The organism is Paracoccus thiocyanatus, from assembly GCF_900156255.1.
Classification (GTDB): domain Bacteria; phylum Pseudomonadota; class Alphaproteobacteria; order Rhodobacterales; family Rhodobacteraceae; genus Paracoccus; species Paracoccus thiocyanatus.
This window is the reverse complement of record NZ_FTMK01000003.1, coordinates 203286-222926: the sequence shown is the minus strand read 5'-3', so window position 1 is coordinate 222926 and position 19641 is coordinate 203286. Positions and strand designations below refer to the sequence as shown.

The window sequence follows — 19641 nt, the reverse complement described above, 5'->3', positions numbered from 1 at the left end:
CTTCGGCCGGAAAATCAAGCCGATGCGGCGGGTTTGTCCGCTTTTGCCGCCCCCACCCGGCGGGTGGGCTTGCGCATCGTCACCAGTTCTTCGGCCAAGGTCGGATGCACGGCGATGGCGGCATCGAAATCGGCCTTGGTGGCGCCCATGCCCATGGGGATGGCGACCAACTGGATCATCTCGCCCGCCTCGGGGCCAAAGATGTGACAGCCCAGCACCTTGTCGGTTTCCGCGTCCACCACCAGCTTCATCACCGCCCGCGCGTCCGATCCCGCGAAAAGCGAGCGCATGGGGCGGAAGCTGGCGACATAGATGTCGGCGGGGCCGCGTGCCTCGGCCTCGTCCTCGGTCAGGCCGATACTCGCCACCTCATGCGGGCGGGTATAGACGGCGCTGGCCACCAGCCCGTGATCGACCTTGCGCGGCCGGGCGCCAAAAACCGTGTCGGCAAAGCTGTGGCCTTCGCGGATCGCCACCGGGGTCAGGTTCACCCGGTCGGTCACGTCGCCCACCGCATAGATCGACGGGACCGAGCTTTGCGACCATTCGTCCACCACGATCTGGCCCTTGTCGCCCAGCTTGACGCCGGCCTCTTCCAGGCCCAGCCCCTTGGTATGGGGCGCGCGGCCGGTGGCGAACATCACCGCGTCGAAAACTTCGTCCTTGCCGTCCTGATAGGTGACGCGGATGCCCGCGCCCTCGCGTTCCAGCCGGGCGGGGTTGGTTTCCAGCCGGACGTCGATGCCCACGGCGCGCAGCTGTTCCGTGGCGTGGCGGCGCATCTCGGTGTCGAAGCCGCGCAGCACCGCGTCGCCGCGATAGGCCAGCACCGTGTCGCTGCCCAGCCCTTGCAGGATGGTGGCGAATTCGCAGGCGATGAAGCCGCCGCCCACCACCAGAACCCGGCCCGGCAGCCGGTCCAGCGTGAACAGGTCGTCCGAGATCAGCCCCAGTTCCTGGCCCGGAATGTCCGGGCGCTGCGGCCGGCCGCCGACCGCGATCAGCACATGCTTGGCGCTCAGGCGCTGGCCGTCGGCCAGTTCGACCGTATGCGCGTCATAGAGCCGGGCGCGCTGCATATGGACCTCGACCCCGGCATTCGCCAGGCCAGAGGTATAGGCGCCCTCCAGCCGGTCGAGTTCGCGCATAAGCTTGCCGTGGAACGCGGGCCAGTCGAAGCGGCCCTGATCCGCGCCCTGCCAGCCATAGCCGCGCGATTCGGCCGCCGCGGCGCCGGCCTGCGAGGCGAAGATCATCAGCTTCTTGGGCACACAGCCGCGGATGACGCAGGTGCCGCCCATGCGGCTTTCCTCGGCCAGGCCGACGCGGGCGCCGTATTCGCTGGCCGCGATGCGCGCCGCGCGCACCCCGCCCGAGCCGCCGCCGATGACGAAAAGGTCGTAGTCGAAAGTCATTCCATATCCTCGCGCCGCAATTCCACCACCGAACCGTCCGGGCAGCCGATGATCGCCAACTGGCAGATATTCAGGAACAGCCCGTGTTCAACCACCCCGGCGATGGCGGAAAGCTCGTCCGCCAGCGCCTCGGGGTCGGGGATCGCCTCCAGCGCCAGGTCCAGGACCAGGTTGCCCTCGTCGGTCAGCAGGGTCTCGTCGCCGCGCTTGCGCAGCAGGATCGGGCGCTGGGTCAGGTCCAGCCGGTCCAGCGCCCGCTGGATCAGCGTCCGCGTCGCCTGCCAGCCAAAGGGAATCACCTCGACCGGCAGGTGAAAGGCGCCCAGCCGGTCCACCACCTTGCCCTGGTCGGCGATGACCACCATGCGGTCCGAGGCGGTGGCGACGATCTTTTCGCGCAGATGCGCGGCGCCGCCGCCCTTGATCAGGTTCAGGTCCGGGTCCACCTCGTCGGCGCCGTCGATGGTCAGGTCCAGCCAGCCGATCTGGTCCAGATCCTCGACCGCCAGCCCCAGCGAAGTCGCCAGTTCCGCGGTAGCCTTGGAGGTGGCGGCGCAGCGCAGCGCCAGCCCCTCGTCCTGCGCGCGCTGCGCCAGGCGGCGCACGAAGATCGCCGCGGTCGAGCCGGTGCCCAGCCCCAGCCGCATCCCCGGCTGGACCAGCGCCACGGCGGCACGGGCGGCGGCGTCCTTGGAAAGATCGGCGGCGGCGGGGTCGGTCATGGCGGCAATCCTTGGCTGGGTTGGCGGGCGGCGTCTGGGCGCCCTTATAAGCACAAGCCGCGCCATGGGCTACCATTGGCTGCGTCTTTTGGCCGCGACGAAACGCGCCGGACCGGCGGCGATTGCCTCGGGGCGGCGGCTGACCTAAATCTGGCGGCCATGACCATACCCGCCACATATGCCGCCATCATCACCGCCGCCGGCCGCGGCACCCGCGCCGGCGACGGCCCGCCCAAGCAATGGCGCGCCCTGGCCGGGCCAAGCGTGCTGGACCGCAGCATCGCCGCCTTTGCCGGATTTTCCCGCATCGTGGTGACGCTGGCGCCCGAAGACATGGCGCGGGGCGTCGCGGAACTGTCGGGGCCCGTGGTGCTGGTCGCGGGCGGGGCCACGCGTTCGGACAGCGTGCGCGCGGCGCTGGAAAGCCTGGAAGGCAGCGGCGTCACCCATGTGCTGATCCACGACGGCGCGCGCCCGCTGGTTTCGCAGCGCGTGATCCAGGGCGTTGTCGCGGCGCTTGCCGGCGGCGCGCCCGCCGCCGCGCCCGCCCTGCCCGTCACCGATGCGCTGTGGCGGGCCGCGGAGGGGCGCGTCACCGGCACCGCCAGCCGCGAGGGGCTGTTTCGCGCCCAGACCCCGCAGGGCTTTGCGCTGGACGCCATCCTGGCCGCGCATCGCGCCCATCCCGAGGGCGCGGCGGATGACGTGGAGCTGGCGATCCGCGCCGGCCTGCCCGTCACCGTGACGGCCGGCGACGAGGACAATCTGAAACTGACCTGGCCCGGCGATTTTGCGCGGGCCGAACGTATCCTGGGGGACGCGATGGATATTCGCCTTGGCAACGGGTTCGACGTGCATGCCTTTACCGCGGGCGACCATGTCTGGCTTTGCGGGGTCAGGATCGCGCATGATCGGGCGCTTCTGGGCCATTCCGACGCCGATGTGGGGATGCATGCCCTGACCGACGCGATCTATGGGGCGCTGGCCCAGGGCGATATCGGCCGGCATTTCCCGCCCTCGGACCCGCAATGGAAGGGGGCGGAAAGCCATATCTTTTTGCGCCATGCCGCGACGCTGGCGCGGCAGATGGGCTATGAAATTTCCAACGCCGACGTGACGCTGATCTGCGAACGGCCCAAGATCGGCCCGCATGCCGGCGCCATGGCGCTGCGCCTGTCCGAGATCATGAGCGTCGAGCCCGACCGGGTCGGCGTCAAGGCCTCTACCTCGGAACGGCTGGGCTTTACCGGGCGCGAGGAAGGCATCGCCGCCATCGCCACCGCCACATTGGTCAAGGGATAATCGGGGGTCTTCATGGACAAGCTGATCGCGACGTTTTTCGGCATCGGCCATCTGCGCCCGGCCCCCGGCACCTGGGGCTCGGCCGCCGCCGTGGTGCTGGGGGTCGCGGCCTATGAATGGCTGCACCCGATGCTGGTGCCGGCGGGTTTCGTGCTGGCGACGCTGCTGGGCTTCTGGGCGATGCCGCGGGTGCTGGCGGACAGCGCCGATGGCGACCCGTCCTGGGTCGTTATCGACGAGGTGGCCGGGCAATGGCTGGCCATGTGCTTTACCGTGATCCCGCTGGCGCAAAGGGACGTCTCGATCATGGCGGCCTGGCCGGGCTTTGTCGCGCCCTTCCTGCTGTTTCGGCTGTTCGACATCTGGAAGCCCTGGCTGGTCGGGCGCGCCGACCGGCGCGGCGGCACCTTGGGCGTCATGGCGGACGACCTGTGGGCGGGCTTGTTCGCCGGCGTCGTCTCGGTCATCCTGGCCGGGCTTTACCACGCCGTGCTGGAGCCGATGCTGTGACCGACCCCGCCGAAGTCCTGGACCTGGCGCGCAGGCGCGGGCTGATGATCGCCACCGCCGAAAGCTGCACCGGCGGGCTGATCGCCGGGCGGCTGACCGATGTGCCGGGTTCATCGGACGCGGTGGACCGGGGCTTTATCACCTATTCCAACGCCGCCAAGGTCGAGATGCTGGGCATCCGCCCCCAAACGCTGGAGACCCATGGCGCGGTCAGCGAGGAAATCGCGGCCGAGATGGCCTTGGGCGCGCTGGCCCGTTCGCAAGCCGGCGTCGCGGTCTCCGTCACCGGCATCGCCGGGCCGGGCGGGTCCGAAAGGAAGCCCGAGGGCCGGGTCTGCTTCGGCATCGCCGATGGCCGCGGCGTCAGGACCGAAACGGTGGATTTCGGCCCGCGCGGCCGCGCCGCGGTGCGCGCCGCCACCGTCGAACATGCGCTGGCGCTGCTGAAGGCCGCACTGGCCTAGCCTCGCCGGGCTTTGCCTAAGCCAAGGCCCGCAAGGTCGCGGTGACATCTTCCAGCCGCGTATCCCAGCCGCAGACCAGGCGGATGCCCACCGGCTCGTCCTCGGCCGGCTGCTGGGTATGCGGCCACAGGTGATAGCAGATGCCGCTGGCACCGGCGCGGCGGTGCAGATCGGCCGGGATGGTGGCAAAGACCGCGTTCGATTCGACGCGCTGGTCGATGCGCACGCCCGGCAGCCGCGCCAGACCCAGCGCCAGCTCATGCGCCATGGCATTGGCGTGGCGGGCCAGTTGCAGCCACAGGTCGCCCTCCAGCCAGGCCAGCACCTGCGCCGCCAGAAAGCGGTGCTTGGACAAAAGCGCCCCGGCGCGCTTGCGGCGGAACTGGAATTCCTCGGATTTGGCAGGGTCGAAGATCACCACCGCCTCGACCGCCATGCAGCCGTTCTTGGTGCCGCCCAGCGACAGGATATCCACCCCCGCCCGCCAGGTCAGGTCTGCGGGCGCCACGTCCAGCCCGGCCAGCGCATTGGCGAAGCGCGCCCCGTCCATGTGCAGGCCCAGCCCGGCGTCGCGGGCGACGGCGGCCAGCGCCTCGACCTCGGCCGGGGTGTAGACCGTGCCCCATTCGGTCGCATTGGTCAGGGTCAGCGCGGCGTTCCGCCCGGCATGGACCGAATCGCGGCCATGGACCACCAGCGCCTCGGCCAGCGTCTCGGGGGTGATCTTGCCGCCGGCGCCCGGCACCGGCACCAGCTTGGCGCCGCCGGTCATGAATTCGGGCGCGCCGGTCTCGCTGGTCTGGACATGGGCGTCGGCATGGCAAAAGACCTTGCCCCAGCCCGGCGCCAAGAGCGACAGCGACAGCGCATTGGCCGCGGTGCCGGTGGCCACGAAATGCACCGCCGCCTGGGGCGCGTCGAAAAGTTCGCGCAAGCGGTCCTGGGCGGCGCGGGTGATGCTGTCCTCGCCGTAGGAGGGCACATGGCCTTCGTTCGCGGCGGCAAGCGCCGCCATGATGCGGGGATGCACGCCGCCCGCATTGTCCGAGGCGAAATTCATGAAAGATCCTCGATGATATGCTCGTCCCAGTCGTCTTCGGTCACGGAAAGCTCGCTGACGGTCCAGCCCCGCACCGAGGCGCCGGCGCGATGCACCGATTCGCGATCACCCGAGATCAGGTAATGCCAGTCGTAAAGCGGCTTGCCCTCGGCGCGCAACCGATAGGCGCAGGTCGAGGGCAGCCACCAGCCGATCTGCTTCAGCTTCTTGCGCGACAGGACGACGCAGTCGGGCACATAGTCGTGGCGGTTCTGATAGCTGGAACATTGGCAGGTCTCGCCGTCCAGCAGCCGGCAGGCGACGCGGGTAAAGGCCAGTTCGCCCGTATCCTCGTATTCGATCTTGTTCAGGCAGCACTTGCCGCAGCCGTCGCACAGCGCCTCCCATTCCTCTTGGTCAAGGCTGGCAAGCGGCAATTCCCAGAACCGTTCGCGCATCAGCGGGTCGCCAGGATCTCGCGCGCCTGGGCGCTGTCGCGGTCCATCTGCGCGACCAGCGCGTCGAGCGTGTCGAACTTGGCCTCGGGGCGCAGGTATTCGACCAGCGCGACCGACAGGTGCTGGCCATAAAGATCGGCCGTGAAGTCAAAGACATGCACTTCCAGGTTGGGCCGGTTCTCGCCGAACATCGGGCGCACGCCCAGGCTGGCCACGCCCTTGTAGCTGCCGCGGTCCGGCCCGGTCAGCACATCGACCAGCACCGCATAGATGCCAAGTGCCGGCAGGTGCAGCCCCTCGACCGCCATGTTCGCGGTGGGATAGCCCAGGTCGCGGCCGCGCTTGTCACCATGCAGCACCGCGCCGTCGATGCGCTGCCAATGGCCCAGCATCCGTTCGGCGTCGCGGGTGCGGCCCTGGGCCAGGGCCTGGCGGATCGCGGTCGAACTGTATTGCAGCCCACCATCGCCGATCAGCGGCGCGACCGTCACCTCGAAGCCCAGATCGCGCCCCAACTGCGCCAGCATCCGCGCATCGCCCGACCGCTGGCGGCCAAAGCAGAAATCGGCCCCGACAGTGACATGGCGCACCCCCAGCCCGTCGGCCAGCACCTCGCGGGCAAAGGCTTCGGGCGCAAGTCCGGCCAGCACCGCGTCAAAGGGCAGTTCGTAAAGATGCTCGACCCCCAGCCGCGCCAGGCGGTTCGCCCGCGATTCCGCGTTCATCAGCCGAAAGGCCGGCGCGTCGGGGGCGAAGAATTCGCGCGGATGCGGCTCGAAGGTGATGACGCCCAGGGGGGCTTGGCAGGCGGCGCGGGCGGCGTCGATCACCGAACGGTGGCCTAGGTGGACGCCGTCGAAATTGCCCATGGCGACGCTTGCCCCGCGGGCATCGGGCGGCAGAGCCTTCCAGTCGTGATGGATGCGCATTGGCCCCCGCTGGGCCGCCGGCCGGCCCGTCAGTCGAATTTGCGGCTTGGCGCCAGAACGACGGCCTCGCCTTTCAGAACGACCGTATCGCCGACGAGGCAGCGGGTTGCAAGTGTCACGCGCCGCTTTGCATGGTCGATCGCCTCGACCGCGACCTCGGCGCGCACCAGGTCGCCGGGCCGGACGGGGGCCATGAATTTCAGCGTCTGGCCCAGATAGACCGTGCCATGGCCGGGCAACTGTTCCCCGATCACGGCCGAGATCAGCCCCGCGGTCAGCATGCCATGGGCGATGCGCCCTTCGAAGATGGTGTCCTGGGCATAGGCCTCGTCCAGGTGGACCGGATTGCGGTCGGTCGAGACCTGGGCAAACATCTCGATATCCTCGTCGGTGACTACCTTTTGAAGATAGCGCATCATCCCGACCTCAAGATCCTCGATGACGATCGTGCCGCGCGGCAGGTTGTCCAGCATCATTCAATGCTCCCGAAGAATGGCTTCATGCTGCATAGCAGCACAAAGCCGGGGAAGCAAGAAAATAACGCCGGGACCGGCTTGGGGGACCGATTGTTACGAACCGTTCAGCGCAGCCGGCCGATGGCATAGGCCGGATTCTGCGAGCGAAGCGCCAGCCATTCCTCCAGCCGCGCCGGCTCGGGGTTTTCCACGTCAGGGCCGAACTGGTCAAAGGCCAGGCCGCCGGTGATGAACAGCGCGTCCAGCCCCTCGGCCACGGCGCCGGCGATGTCGGTGGCGATGCCGTCGCCGATGGCCAGGATGCGGGCGCTGTCGTCCAGGCCCAGCCGGCGGCGCGCCAGGTCATAGATCGGCGGGTGCGGCTTGCCGAAATAAAGCGAGGTGCCGCCCAGATCCTCGTAAAGCTGGGCCAGGGCGCCAGCGCAGTAAAGCCGCTGTTCGCCCATGTCCACGACCACGTCGGGATTGGCGCAAAGCAGCGGCAGGCCGCGTTCGCGCGCCAGCATCAGCCGGGCCCGGTAATCCTCGGGGACCTCGACCAGATCGTCGAAGAGCCCGCAGCAGACGATGCCCTCGGCCTCGGGCAGCTCCACCCGCTGGATGGCGGGGGCGTCCTGCCATTCTTCGGGAATATCGGCAAAGAAGCCCTCGTCCTTGGGCTGGGCGATGGCCCAGACCCGGCGGCCGACCGCGCCGGCGAACATCGCGTCCTGCGCCGCATCGCCGGAACTGACGATGGCGTCCCAGGCGTCCTGCGGCACACCCATGGCCTGCAACTGCTCGGCCACATAGTGGCGCGGGCGCGGGGCGTTGGTCAGCAGCACCACCCGCCCGCCCTTGGCGCGAAAGCCCTGCAAGGCGGCGACGGCGGCCGGAAAGGCCGCGATGCCATTATGCAGGCAGCCCCAGAGATCACAGAACAGAACGTCGTAATTCAGCGCAATCTCGTCAAGCGAGCGGATGATCTGCGTCATGGTCAAGGCCCTTTGGGTCAGACGGCCAGGGCCGGGATGATCTGCTTTTTGCGCGACATGATGCCGGGCAGCACCACGCTGTCGCCCAAGACGGTGGCGTTGAAGCTTTTCTCGGCCACCTGCCGGACGAAGTCATTGGGCACCAGCAGGGTCGCGCGCTCGTTCAGGATGTCCACGATGAACAGCAGCACCTCGTCGGCGCCGTCGGCAGCCGCCACGGCGGGCATGGCGGCCATCAGCGCCGCCTTGCGGTCCAGCAGGACCTGCGGCGCCGTCGTCTCCAGCACCGAGACGCGAAGCTGCTTGCCGGCAAGTTCGTATTCCTTGCTGTCCATGCGCAGCAGGGCTTCTTCGGTAAAGGCCGACACGTCGGACTTGGCCGCGAACATCTCGGCCGCGTATTCGGGGATCGAGACGCCCAGATCCTTTGCCAGCTTCTCGGCCACGAAACGGTCATGGGCGGTGGTCGTCGGGCTGCGGAACTCCAGCGTGTCCGACAGGATGCAGGTCAGCATGGCGCCCTTGATGGCGCGCGGCGCGCGGGCCAGGTCCTCGTCGCCGATCAGGTCGTGCATGATCGTCGCGGTGCAGGCCAGCGGGCGGATGGTGATGTTGATCGGCAGCCGGGTGCGGATGCCGCCGGCCAGCAGGTGGTGGTCGATGATCTCGATCACATCGGCCTGCCCCAGCGAGGCGGGCAGTTCGGCAGGATTGTTGGTGTCCACGACCACGCATTGCTCGCCCGGCGCGACATCGTCGATGATCGCGGGCATGTCGAGGCCCCATTTCGCCAGCATCCAGGCGGCCTCGGTATTGGGCTCGCCCTGCAAGACGGCCTGGGTCGGGGTCTTGCGGACTTCGGACAGATACCAGGCCCAGATGATGGGCGAGCCGGTCGAATCGGTGTCGGGTGCCTTGTGGCCGAAAACCTTGATCATGGGGATCCCCTGAAGCTTGGGCGGAAAATTCGCCGGGGTTATAGGGGTGCGGCCGGGCAATGTCTATCAAGCCGGTGCGGCCGCCGCCTGACCCGAACCGGCCCAGGGTCTGGCCGGAAGCGGATCACAAGCGCGTCACAAGGGGGTCTGCTGGTGTTGCAGGATGCGCCAGTCGCCGGCGCGGCGGATCCAGGTCGTCGTGCAAAGCGCGCGATAGGTTTCGGCCCCGGCACGGCGGGCGGTGGCGTGATAGGCCAGCACGCTGACCTCGTCGGTTTCGATGCTGGCGCGTTCGGCCATGGTGACTTCCTGCCAGCGCGGTGCGGCTTGCAGCGCGGCGATGACCCCGGCGCGGTCCATGATCCCCGTGGGCTGGAACGCCATCAGGCAGGAACCGTCAAGCTTGCGCACCGCCTCGGCCACGCCGGCCAGCCAGAATTCGCGTTCCTCGCGCCACAGTTCATCCGCCATCGCCTGTTCCCTTTACCGTGATGGGGCTGAGGGTCCAGCCCCGGTTTTCCAGCAATCGCAGCACGCCCGCCTTGCCCGGCAGATGCAGCGCGCCAAAGCCCGCCACCACGCCCTTGCCCTGCCCGGCCGCCTGGGCCGCTGCCTGTTCAATGGGTTGGACCCAGCTTTTGTTCCGCTGGTCCATCAGCTTTTCCTGTGCCAGGCGCATCTGGGCATCGACCTGGGACCGGGTCAGGCCGGAACGGTCATAGGCGTCGAAACGGCCAAATTCCCAGATCAGCCAGCTATCGCCGGCGAAATAGGCGTCGGCCAGCGTCACCGCGTAATCATCGGCATGGGCGGCGGCGGGCATGGCGGCGCGGATCATGTCCTCTTCCTCGGCCGGGGTCATGCCCTGGAACAGGGTGAAGACGGTATCCCACGGCTCCAGCGCCCGGACCGGCACCGCCGCCGCCTGGGCGCGTTCCACCAGCAGGTGGTCCAGCCCGCCGGGATCGCCCCGCGTTTCGATCACCCGCATCATGCAGGGAGAGATGCCCAGCATCACCGCCACATACCAGGGCCGCAGCCGGCTGGCGATCACCGCCGGCAGGCCGCGTTCCTCCAGCGCGGCGGAAAGCGATTTCCACTCATCGTCGGTCAGTCGCTCGGGCAGGGTCGGGCCGTCGGGATCGACCAGCAAGCTCGGGTCCGCCGCCATGGCCTGGGCCAGCCGCGCCTCTTCCTGGGGGCCGGCCTCGACCAGCAGGGCGGCGGCGGCGGCGATCTCGGGGCCAAAGCGGTCCATGGCCAGGTCGTGGCGGGGGTCGGCAAAATGATAGGTGCCCAGCAGGATGATCCGCTGGTCGCCCTTTTCCGCCCGCCAGAACAGGCCGTGGCGATAGGGTACGCTTTCGGCGGCGGCATGCAGTTCGGCCAGGCGCTTGGGCGGCATGGTCTCGAACAGGTTCTGGCCCACGCAATCCTGCGCGGCGGCGGGCATCGCCAGGGTCGCTGCGGCAAGCAGCGCGGTCAGGATCGGCTTGAGGCGCATGGGTTCGTTCCGGTTCGGTTCATGGCGCGCAGCATGGCACGGCCACGGGGCTGGCGCCAGCCGAGGGGGCGTCGCAGGCCCGGCCTGGCGCCTAGCGCGGCCGCGGCAGGTCCTGCGGCAGCGGCGCGCGGGCGATCGCGCCGCGCCAGATGCGTTCGACCTGCGCGGCCTTGGCGGCCCAGGTGAAATCGCGCATGACGCGGGCCTGACCCGCCCTTGCCATGCCGGGCAGCATTGCCGGATCGGCGGCGATGGCTTCCAGCCGCGCGCGCAGCCCGGCGACCAGCGCGGCCCGGCGGCCCATGGGGATGCGAAAGCCGGTCGCGTCATCGACCAACTCGCCCGGCCCGGCATAATCGGCCACCACCGGCACCACGCCAAGCGCCATCGCCTCCAGCACCACGCCGCCGCCGAATTCCCGCACCGACGGGAACACCAGTAATTGCGCCTGCGCCGCCACGCCCTGCACCGCCTCGTGCGGCAGCCAGCCGTGGAAGCGCACCGCCTGCGCCACGCCTTCGCGCCCGACCAGGTCGCGCAGCGGCCCGGCCTGCGGACCGTCGCCGACGATGTCCAGCACCAGCCGGCCGTCGCGCAGCAGGGGCAGCGCCGCCTCGATCGCCATGTCGGCGCCCTTATAGGGCACCAGGCGGCCGATGAAGCAGCCGCGCAGCGGCAAGGTGCCGGGCTGCGGCGCGGTCAGGCTGAAGCGCGCCGGCTCGATGGCGTTTTCCGGCAGCCAGACGGTCTTGGCCCGGTAGCGCGCCGGGATCTCGCCCAGCGTATGCATCGAGCCGCAGATGATGGCCGCGGCATGGCGCAGCATCGCGCCGCGGCCCGGCAGCGCCTTGTAGGCGCCGCGGACATAGGACAGCCATTCCTTTTCCCGCCGCCGCTCGCCATCGAAGCCGGCGGGCCAGGGCACGCCGCCGTTCAGCGGCCCCAGCACGAAGGGCACGCCCGCCCGTGCGCAAAGCGGGGCGATGCGGCTGTTGGCCGTCGGCGTCAGCGGCGTCACCCGATGCACGACATCATAATGCCCGGCACGGATCGCCGGGCCGAAGGCGCGCCAGACCAGCCGCTCGAAATAGCCGTAGCCAAGCGTCGAAACCGCGGTCTTCATCGTCCAGCCGACGCCCTTGCCCATGCTGAGCCTTTCGGCCAGCCGCCACATCGGCGCGGCCAGCCTTTCGCTGTCGATGGCGGTGAAGTCGCGCCCCTCGACCAGGCCGGCGCGCAGGATCGCCTCGCGGTTGCGGACCTGGGTGACGATATGGACATCGGCGACGTCGCGCAGCGCATGGGCCAGCGACCAGCCCACCAAGGGCACCGAGACCCATTCGGGGTTCGCCGCCTCGGCGATGACCAGGGCCTTCAGACGCCGTTCCACCATCGGTTCCGCCCATGCTGCTTTCCCCTTGGCCTAGCCGGGGGCGCGAAAGCCCGTCAAGCGGATTTCTGGGCGCAATTTCCTGGACGGGAACCGTTGACAGGTCGTCGGGCGGGTCCTAGATGGTTCGGCATTGGCACTCACTCAACCCGAGTGCCAACAGCTGCAACACTGCAACCTGAAACACCGGAGTGTTCTACAATGGCTTTCAAACCGCTGCATGACCGCGTTCTGGTCCGTCGCGTCGAGTCGGACGAAAAGACCAAGGGCGGCCTGATCATTCCCGACAGCGCCAAGGAAAAACCGGCCGAAGGCGAAATCATCGCCGTTGGCGAGGGCGCGCGCAAGGATTCGGGCGAACTGATCGCGCCCGCGGTCAAGGCCGGCGATCGCGTGCTGTTCGGCAAATGGTCGGGCACCGAGGTCACGGTCGACGGCGAAGAGCTGCTGATCATGAAGGAAAGCGACATCCTGGGCGTCCTCGCCTGATCGTCCCCTTCCGATAACCCATTCAAGGAGCAGAGCAAATGGCTGCGAAAGAAGTCAAGTTCAACAGCGACGCGCGCGACCGCATGCTGAAAGGCGTGAACATCCTGGCCGATGCGGTCAAGGTGACGCTGGGCCCGAAAGGCCGCAACGTGGTGATCGACAAGTCCTTTGGCGCGCCGCGCATCACCAAGGACGGCGTGACCGTCGCCAAAGAGATCGAACTGTCCGACAAGTTCGAAAACATGGGCGCCCAGATGGTCCGCGAAGTCGCGTCGCGCACCAATGACGAAGCCGGCGACGGCACCACCACCGCCACCGTGCTGGCCCAGGCCATCGTGCGCGAGGGCCTGAAATCGGTCGCCGCCGGCCTGAACCCGATGGACCTCAAGCGTGGCATCGACATGGCCACCGCCAAGGTCGTCGAATCGATCAAGGCCGCCGCCCGTCCCGTCAACGATTCCTCGGAAGTGGCCCAGGTCGGCACCATCTCGGCCAACGGCGAAGCCTTCATCGGCCAGCAGATCGCCGAAGCCATGCAGCGCGTCGGCAACGAAGGCGTGATCACCGTCGAAGAAAACAAGGGCATGGAGACCGAGGTCGAGGTCGTCGAAGGCATGCAGTTCGACCGCGGCTACCTGTCGCCCTATTTCGTGACCAACGCCGACAAGATGATCGCCGAGCTGGAGGATGCCTATATCCTGCTGCACGAAAGGAAACTGTCGTCGCTGCAACCGATGGTCCCGCTGCTGGAGGCCGTGATCCAGTCGCAAAAGCCGCTGCTGATCATCGCCGAGGACGTCGAGGGCGAGGCGCTGGCCACCCTGGTCGTCAACAAGCTGCGCGGCGGCCTGAAGATCGCCGCCGTCAAGGCCCCTGGCTTCGGCGACCGCCGCAAGGCGATGCTGCAAGACATCGCCATCCTGACCGGCGGCCAGGTGATCTCGGAAGACTTGGGCATGAAGCTGGAGAATGTCACCATCGACATGCTCGGCCGCGCCAAGAAGGTCTCGATCAACAAGGACAACACCACCGTCGTCGACGGCGCCGGTGAAAAGGCCGAGATCGAAGCCCGCGTCACGCAGATCCGCCAGCAGATCGAGGAAACCACCTCGGACTACGACCGCGAGAAGCTGCAAGAGCGTGTTGCCAAGCTGGCCGGCGGCGTCGCCGTCATCCGCGTCGGCGGCATGACTGAAATCGAGGTCAAGGAGCGCAAGGACCGCGTCGATGACGCGCTGAACGCGACCCGCGCCGCGGTTCAGGAAGGCATCGTCGTCGGCGGCGGCGTGGCCCTGGTCCAGGGCGCCAAGGCCCTGGAAGGGCTGGCCGGTGCGAACTCGGATCAGGATGCGGGCATCGCCCTGGTGCGCCGCGCGCTGGAAGCCCCGATGCGCCAGATCGCTGAAAACGCCGGCGTCGATGGCGCTGTCGTGGCCGGCAAGGTCCGCGAATCCTCGGACAAGGCCTTTGGCTTCAACGCCCAGACCGAAGAATATGGCGACATGTTCAAGTTCGGCGTCATCGACCCGGCGAAAGTCGTGCGCACCGCGCTGGAGGATGCCGCTTCGGTCGCCGGTCTGCTGATCACCACCGAAGCCATGATCGCCGAGAAGCCCGAGCCGAAAGCTCCGGCCGGCGGCGGCATGCCCGACATGGGCGGCATGGGCGGCATGATGTAATCTGCCCGCCTGCCAGGCAGGAAAAGGAAAGGCCGCTCCGAAAGGAGCGGCCTTTTTTGTCCGATTCCCGGTGGTTGACGGGGCTGGACTGGAAAGGGAAAGACGGTTTTGCCGCGCCCTCGCCCGCAGGCGGTCAGCCGCCGGCCCATGCCGACCGGGACCAAGGACCCGGCCAAGGCGCGGCGCAGGTCCTCAGGATCCCGCGGCTTCCTTGCGATCCGACCCGGTCGCAGCCATCGCTGCCCCTTCGATCTGCTTGTTCATGAACATGATCGCCAGCCGGCGCCGGTCCTGATGCTTTTGCGTAATCCGACGACGGGTCGCACGTCTGTTGGGTGTTCTTGCCATTTTCATTGCCTTTTTTGAGTTATTGGGCAGCCCTGCCCGGCCTCCTCCCGGCTTTGCCAAGGGGAAGGTCGCAAGGGCAAACCATGATATGGGAAACTCCGCCACCCGGCCGGCAAGGCCAGCGGCGGGCGCCACGCGTCTATTTCTTGGGTTTACGCGGGGGCTTTGCAGGGGCGGCGGCGTCGGCCGCTTCCTTGGCCAGCCGCGCGGCGCGCAAGCTGGCGGTCAGTTCCTGACGGCGTTCCGTCTGTTCGCTGACGATCTGCCTGGCTTCCTGGGTGGTTCGGTCCATCGCGGTCAGCGGTGCCGGCGCGCGGAAAAGTTCCTTCAGTCTGTCCTTGGGTGCCATGGTGACCTCTGGAAGAGAAGGTCCGGCCAGGATCGGCCGGACCAATCGTCACAATCAGGCCAGTTTCAGGTCCCGAGCCGATTCGCGGCCGTCGCGGCCGCTTTCGATTTCGAAGGTCACGGCTTGGCCGTCAGCCAGGTGGCTGATATTGGCCCGTTCCAGGGCCGAGATGTGGACGAACACGTCCTTGCCGCCATTCGCGGGGGCGATGAAGCCGAAGCCTTTGGTAGCATTGAACCATTTCACGGTGCCATTGGCCATCGTGATATCTCCTTAAGATAGCGTCGCCCGCGATATTGCGGCGACCCGGCTTAGTCAGATCGAAAGCATAGTCTGAAGCCGGTAAGGAGACAGGATGCGGAAGAAATAACCTAGCCCGCTCAACATGGGCGATCCGGCCGCAAATTGCAAGCCCGTTGCGTGTGCCGCAGCGGACAGGGGGCCATGGCGGCCTGATCCGGCCGGCGCCGCCGGCCTTAGCCCTCGCCCCGCTCGGCCAGGGTCAGCCATTCTTCCTCGGCGGCGGCCAGGGCCGCCTGGCGTTCGACCAGCCCTTCGCTGGCCTTGGCGAATTTTGCCGGGGCGGTCTGGAACAGGTCGGGGCTGGCCAGGAACTCGGTCAGCTTGCCGATCTCGGCCTCCAGCCGCTCGATGATCGCGGGCAATGCCTCCAGCCGCTTTCTTTCGCTGAAGTTCAGGCCCGTGCGCCCGGCCATCGGCCCCGGTGCGGGCTTGGCGGGCGGGGGTCTGGCAGCGGTGGGCGCGGGCCTTGATGCCTGCGGGACGGCCGCGGCCTGCGGCCGCTGGGCGCGATAATCCGACCAGCCGCCGGGATAGATCGTGGCATGGCCGTCCCCCTCCATCGCCACGGTGGCGGTGGCCACGCGGTCGATGAAGTCGCGGTCGTGGCTGACCAGCAGCACCGTGCCGTCATAATCGCCCAGGATGTCTTGCAGCAGGTCCAGCGTCTCGACATCCAGGTCGTTGGTCGGTTCGTCCAGCACCAAGAGGTTCGAGGGGCGCGCCATGATCCGCGCCAGCAAGAGCCGCGCCTTTTCGCCGCCCGACAGGCTGCCGACGGGCGCGCGGGCCTGCGCATCGTCGAACAGGAAATCCTTGAGATAGGCGACGACATGGCGGGGATTGCCGCGCACCATCACCTGGTCCGAACGGCCCGAGACGCGCATCGCCGCATCGCCCGCCAGCGCATCCCACAACGTCACCGTCTCGTCGATGGCGCTGCGCGCCTGGTCGAAAACCGCGATCTCCAGGTTGGTGCCGTGCCTGACCTCGCCGGTATCGGGCGCGATCTCGCCGGTCAGCATCTTGATCAGCGTGGTCTTGCCGGCGCCGTTCGGGCCGACAAAGGCCACCCGGTCGCCGCGCAGCACCCGCAGGTCAAAGGGCTTCAGGATCACCCGGTCGCCGAAGGACTTGGAAATGCCCTTGGCGTCGATCACCCGCTTGCCCGATTGCGGACCCGCGTCCAGTTCCAACGCCGCGGTGCCCTGGCGGCGGATCTGGCCGGCACGTTCCTCGCGCAGCCCGGCCAGGGCGCGCAGGCGGCCCTGGTTGCGCTTCCTGCGCGCGGAAATCCCCTCGACCGCCCAGCGGGCCTCGGCCTTGATCTTGCGGTCCAGCTTGTGGCGGGCCTCGTCCTCGGCGGCCCAGACGGTTTCGCGCCACTCTTCGAAATGTTCGAAACCGCGATCCTGCCTTCGCATCTCGCCCCGGTCGATCCACAGCGTGCCGCGCGTCAGCGCCCGCAGAAATGCCCGGTCGTGCGAGATCAGCACGAAACCCGTCTTGCTTGTGGAAAGCTGTTCCTCCAGCCAGCCGATGGCCTCGATGTCCAGATGGTTCGTCGGCTCGTCCAGCAGCATCAGCTCGGGCGCCTCGGCCAGAAGCCGGGCCAGCGCCGCCCGCCGCCGCTCGCCGCCCGAGGCGGTGGCAACGGCGCGGTCGGGGTCGAATTTCAACCCCTCGGCCGCCATCTCGACGCGGTAATCCTCGCCCTCGGCCAGGCCGGCGCGGGCGAAATCGCCCAAGGTGGCAAAGCCCGACAGGTCGGGATCCTGCTCCATATAGCCGACATGGATGCCGGCCGGGGTGATGACCTGGCCGGCATCGGGCTCGACCAGCCCGGCCATGACCTTCATCAGCGTGGATTTTCCCGAACCGTTGCGGCCGACCAGCGCCAGCCGGTCGCCTTGCTGGACGGTCAGGTTCAGCCCTTCGAAAACGGGATTGCCGCCGAAGGTCAGGGAAATATCGGTAAGTTGCAAAAGCGGTGCGCGTGCCATGGTCCCGCAGATATGCCGCGGGGCGGCGGCGGTCAACGGGGCGCGCCGCCGCCCCGGCGCCACGCCCGCCATCGCCGGTTGCGGCGGCCGGCGGGATTGAATGCCGCCCGGTCCGGGTATATGTGGAAAGACCGGGTCCGGCCCAAGCAGGCTTGGCCCGTTCGTGACCCTTTCATGTCCGCCAGCCGCCGCCAGCCGGACCCGCAAGACAGGAAAGCCCATGTCCCAGACCGTGATCGTTTCGACCTGCCGCGTGGCGACCCCGAATGCCAGCCGCTATCTGCAACAGCTCTGCAAGCATTGGGCGCACAAGTTCGAGGTCGAGTTCGACCCGACCCGCGGCCGCATCGCCATGCCCGAGGACCGCACCATCACCCTGGCCGCCACGCCCGAGGCGCTGGACATCCGGCTGGAGGCGCCCGAGGACACCACCGCCCATATGCGCCATATCGTCGACAGCCATGTCGCCCGCTTCGCCTTTCGCGAAGAGCTGGCCTTCGACTGGCAGCCGGCCTAAGGGCGGTTGCCGCCCTGCGCCCGCGCCGCTAATCTGCGCCGGTCACGAAAGGCCGGTGGATGAGCGAAGAACGGAACTACCAGGTGCTGGCGCGGAAATACCGCCCCGAGACCTTTGCCGATCTTGTCGGCCAGGACGCGATGGTGCGGACGCTGAAGAACGCCTTCGCGGCGGACCGCATCGCGCAGGCCTTCATCATGACCGGCATCCGCGGCACCGGCAAGACCACCACTGCCCGCATCATCGCCAAGGGGCTGAACTGCACCGGCCCCGACGGCCAGGGCGGCCCGACGACCGAGCCCTGCGGCACCTGCGAGCATTGCGTGGCGATCAGCGAGGGCCGGCATGTCGACGTGATGGAAATGGACGCCGCATCCCGGACCGGCGTGAACGACATCCGCGAAATCATTGAATCGGTCCACTATCGCGCCGCCTCGGCGCGCTACAAGATCTATATCATCGACGAAGTCCACATGTTGTCGACCAGCGCCTTCAACGCGCTGCTGAAAACGCTGGAAGAACCGCCGCCGCATGTGAAGTTCATCTTCGCCACCACCGAAATCCGCAAGGTGCCGGTGACGGTGCTGTCGCGCTGCCAGCGCTTCGACCTGCGCCGCATCGAGCCCGAGGTGATGATCGCGCTGCTGCGCCGCATTGCCGGGCGCGAGGGCGCGCAGATCACCGACGACGCCTTGGCGCTGATCACGCGGGCCGCCGAAGGCTCGGCCCGCGACGCAACCAGCCTGCTGGACCAGGCGATCAGCCATGGCGCGGGCGAGACAAGCGCGGCCCAGGTTCGCGCCATGCTGGGCCTGGCCGACCGCGGCCGGGTGCTGGACCTGTTCGACATGATCCTGCGCGGCGCCGCGGCCGAGGCTTTGGCCGAGTTGCAGGCGCAATATGCCGACGGCGCCGACCCCCTGGCGGTGCTGCGCGACCTGGCCGAGATCACGCATTGGGTCAGTATCGTGAAGATCACCCCCGAGGCGCTGGAGGACCCGACCATCGGTCCCGACGAACGCGCCCGCGGCCGGCAGATCGCGGACAAAGTGCCGATGCGGGCGCTGACGCGGCTGTGGCAGATGCTGCTCAAGGCGCTGGAAGAGGTGGGCCAGGCCCCGAACGCGATGATGGCGGCGGAAATGGCGATCATCCGCCTGACCCATGTCGCCGACCTGCCCGACCCCGAGGCGCTGATCCGCAAGGTCCAGGCCAGCGCCGCGGCCGGCGAATTCGCCCGCAACGCCGCGCCGCCCGCCGCACGCAGCGATGCGCCCCGCGCGGCCGCGCCGTCCCGCGCCCCCGTGGCGGTGCGCCAGGACGGCAGCGCCGCGGCGCTTGCCGTTTCGCCCGATGCGCTGGCGGGCTTTCCCGATTTCGAAGCGGTGATCGACCTGATCCGGCGGATGCGCGACATGAAACTGTTGCTCGATGTCGAGGATCACCTGCGGCTCGTGCGCTATTCCCCCGGCCGGATCGAGTTCCAACCCACCGACGACGCGCCGCGCGACCTGGCGCAGCGGCTGGCGGAACGGCTGCGCGGCTGGAGCGGCGGCCAACGCTGGGCGGTCAGCGTCGCCTCGGAAGGGGGGCAGCCCACGATCAGCGAACGGCGCGCCGCGCAGCAGGCGGCGGCCCGCGCCCGCGCCATGGAAAACCCGGTGGTCCAGGCGATCTTCGCCACCTTTCCCGGCGCCAGGATCACGCAGATCCGCCCGGCGCCGGTGCCGGCCCCGGTTGAAAATACCGCCGGCGAGGATACATCCCCGCATGGGTTGACCGACGGCCCGGTGGCCGAGGTCGAGGAATGGGATCCCTTCGAGGACGAGGATTAA

Annotated in this window: 21 protein-coding genes; 7 read left to right on the top strand and 14 right to left on the bottom strand. The window is 68.4% G+C overall.

The window, feature by feature from the left end:
* Positions 1 to 14: 14 nt before the first annotated feature.
* Positions 15 to 1415 (bottom strand): glutathione-disulfide reductase, encoded by a 1401-nt coding sequence (gene gorA, locus F3H32_RS03945; RefSeq protein WP_149764580.1) that lies wholly within the window; start codon positions 1413 to 1415, stop codon positions 15 to 17.
* Positions 1412 to 2137 carry a ribose-5-phosphate isomerase RpiA gene (rpiA, locus tag F3H32_RS03940; protein ID WP_149764578.1) on the bottom strand — a complete coding sequence of 242 codons (726 nt, stop codon included), beginning with the start codon at positions 2135 to 2137 and terminating at the stop codon, positions 1412 to 1414. Before rpiA ends, gorA begins: the two co-directional genes overlap by 4 nt.
* A 159-nt stretch (positions 2138 to 2296) precedes the next feature.
* Here rpiA and F3H32_RS03935 point away from each other — a divergent pair, with 159 nt between their 5' ends.
* The 3 genes from F3H32_RS03935 to F3H32_RS03925 are packed head-to-tail and all read left to right on the top strand — an operon-like array spanning position 2297 to position 4413.
* Positions 2297 to 3439 carry a bifunctional 2-C-methyl-D-erythritol 4-phosphate cytidylyltransferase/2-C-methyl-D-erythritol 2,4-cyclodiphosphate synthase gene (locus F3H32_RS03935; protein ID WP_149764576.1) on the top strand — a complete coding sequence of 381 codons (1143 nt, stop codon included), beginning with the start codon at positions 2297 to 2299 and terminating at the stop codon, positions 3437 to 3439.
* A 12-nt stretch (positions 3440 to 3451) separates the two neighbouring features.
* Positions 3452 to 3949: a phosphatidylglycerophosphatase A family protein gene (locus tag F3H32_RS03930; protein WP_149764575.1), complete on the top strand. Its 498-nt coding sequence runs from the start codon at positions 3452 to 3454 to the stop codon at positions 3947 to 3949.
* A complete protein-coding gene (locus F3H32_RS03925; RefSeq protein WP_149764573.1) occupies positions 3946 to 4413 on the top strand; it encodes a CinA family protein in 468 nt (155 codons plus the stop codon). The genes F3H32_RS03930 and F3H32_RS03925 overlap by 4 nt, the downstream gene beginning before the upstream one ends.
* A 16-nt stretch (positions 4414 to 4429) precedes the next feature.
* On the opposite strand, the gene F3H32_RS03920 is transcribed toward F3H32_RS03925, so the two are convergent.
* The 9 genes from F3H32_RS03920 to F3H32_RS03880 form a co-directional block, all read right to left on the bottom strand.
* Positions 4430 to 5473 (bottom strand): threonine aldolase family protein, encoded by a 1044-nt coding sequence (locus F3H32_RS03920; protein ID WP_149764571.1) that lies wholly within the window; start codon positions 5471 to 5473, stop codon positions 4430 to 4432.
* Entirely contained in the window at positions 5470 to 5910 is a 441-nt protein-coding gene (locus tag F3H32_RS03915; protein WP_149764569.1) for a YcgN family cysteine cluster protein, read from the bottom strand. Before F3H32_RS03915 ends, F3H32_RS03920 begins: the two co-directional genes overlap by 4 nt.
* The gene (locus tag F3H32_RS03910; protein WP_149764567.1) at positions 5910 to 6839 is read right to left on the bottom strand and encodes a bifunctional riboflavin kinase/FAD synthetase; all 930 of its coding nucleotides are present in this window, start codon (positions 6837 to 6839) and stop codon (positions 5910 to 5912) included. The genes F3H32_RS03915 and F3H32_RS03910 overlap by 1 nt, the downstream gene beginning before the upstream one ends.
* A 29-nt stretch (positions 6840 to 6868) precedes the next feature.
* Positions 6869 to 7312 (bottom strand): MaoC family dehydratase, encoded by a 444-nt coding sequence (locus F3H32_RS03905; protein ID WP_115754375.1) that lies wholly within the window; start codon positions 7310 to 7312, stop codon positions 6869 to 6871.
* A gap of 107 nt (positions 7313 to 7419) precedes the next feature.
* Complete coding sequence (locus F3H32_RS03900; RefSeq protein WP_149764565.1) at positions 7420 to 8289, bottom strand: TIGR01459 family HAD-type hydrolase; 870 nt, start codon at positions 8287 to 8289, stop codon at positions 7420 to 7422.
* Between the two features lie 17 nt (positions 8290 to 8306).
* Positions 8307 to 9227: a manganese-dependent inorganic pyrophosphatase gene (locus tag F3H32_RS03895; protein WP_149764564.1), complete on the bottom strand. Its 921-nt coding sequence runs from the start codon at positions 9225 to 9227 to the stop codon at positions 8307 to 8309.
* 135 nt (positions 9228 to 9362) lie between these two features.
* Positions 9363 to 9698, bottom strand: coding sequence for a DUF4440 domain-containing protein (locus F3H32_RS03890; RefSeq protein ID WP_149764562.1), 336 nt, complete (start codon positions 9696 to 9698; stop codon positions 9363 to 9365).
* The gene (locus F3H32_RS03885; RefSeq protein WP_149764561.1) at positions 9688 to 10731 is read right to left on the bottom strand and encodes a TraB/GumN family protein; all 1044 of its coding nucleotides are present in this window, start codon (positions 10729 to 10731) and stop codon (positions 9688 to 9690) included. The genes F3H32_RS03890 and F3H32_RS03885 overlap by 11 nt, the downstream gene beginning before the upstream one ends.
* Before the next feature lie 91 nt (positions 10732 to 10822).
* A complete protein-coding gene (locus tag F3H32_RS03880) occupies positions 10823 to 12124 on the bottom strand; it encodes a glycosyltransferase family 4 protein (RefSeq protein ID WP_149764559.1) in 1302 nt (433 codons plus the stop codon).
* A gap of 198 nt (positions 12125 to 12322) precedes the next feature.
* Between F3H32_RS03880 and F3H32_RS03875 the strand changes: the two genes are divergently transcribed.
* Both F3H32_RS03875 and groL read left to right on the top strand, forming a co-directional pair.
* Entirely contained in the window at positions 12323 to 12610 is a 288-nt protein-coding gene (locus F3H32_RS03875) for a co-chaperone GroES (protein WP_149764557.1), read from the top strand.
* Positions 12611 to 12648: 38 nt separating this feature from the next.
* A complete protein-coding gene (gene groL / locus F3H32_RS03870; protein ID WP_149764555.1) occupies positions 12649 to 14289 on the top strand; it encodes a chaperonin GroEL in 1641 nt (546 codons plus the stop codon).
* 487 nt (positions 14290 to 14776) lie between these two features.
* Here groL and F3H32_RS03865 read toward each other — a convergent pair whose 3' ends face one another.
* The 3 genes from F3H32_RS03865 to F3H32_RS03855 form a co-directional block, all read right to left on the bottom strand.
* Positions 14777 to 15031, bottom strand: coding sequence for a hypothetical protein (locus F3H32_RS03865; RefSeq protein WP_223191335.1), 255 nt, complete (start codon positions 15029 to 15031; stop codon positions 14777 to 14779).
* Between the two features lie 9 nt (positions 15032 to 15040).
* A complete protein-coding gene (locus tag F3H32_RS03860) occupies positions 15041 to 15247 on the bottom strand; it encodes a cold-shock protein (protein WP_115754352.1) in 207 nt (68 codons plus the stop codon).
* Between the two features lie 215 nt (positions 15248 to 15462).
* Entirely contained in the window at positions 15463 to 17289 is a 1827-nt protein-coding gene (locus F3H32_RS03855; protein WP_149764553.1) for an ABC-F family ATP-binding cassette domain-containing protein, read from the bottom strand.
* Between the two features lie 220 nt (positions 17290 to 17509).
* Between F3H32_RS03855 and F3H32_RS03850 the strand changes: the two genes are divergently transcribed.
* Positions 17510 to 17806 (top strand): DUF2218 domain-containing protein, encoded by a 297-nt coding sequence (locus F3H32_RS03850; RefSeq protein WP_115754351.1) that lies wholly within the window; start codon positions 17510 to 17512, stop codon positions 17804 to 17806.
* A 59-nt stretch (positions 17807 to 17865) separates the two neighbouring features.
* Positions 17866 to 19641 (top strand): DNA polymerase III subunit gamma/tau, encoded by a 1776-nt coding sequence (locus F3H32_RS03845; protein WP_149764551.1) that lies wholly within the window; start codon positions 17866 to 17868, stop codon positions 19639 to 19641.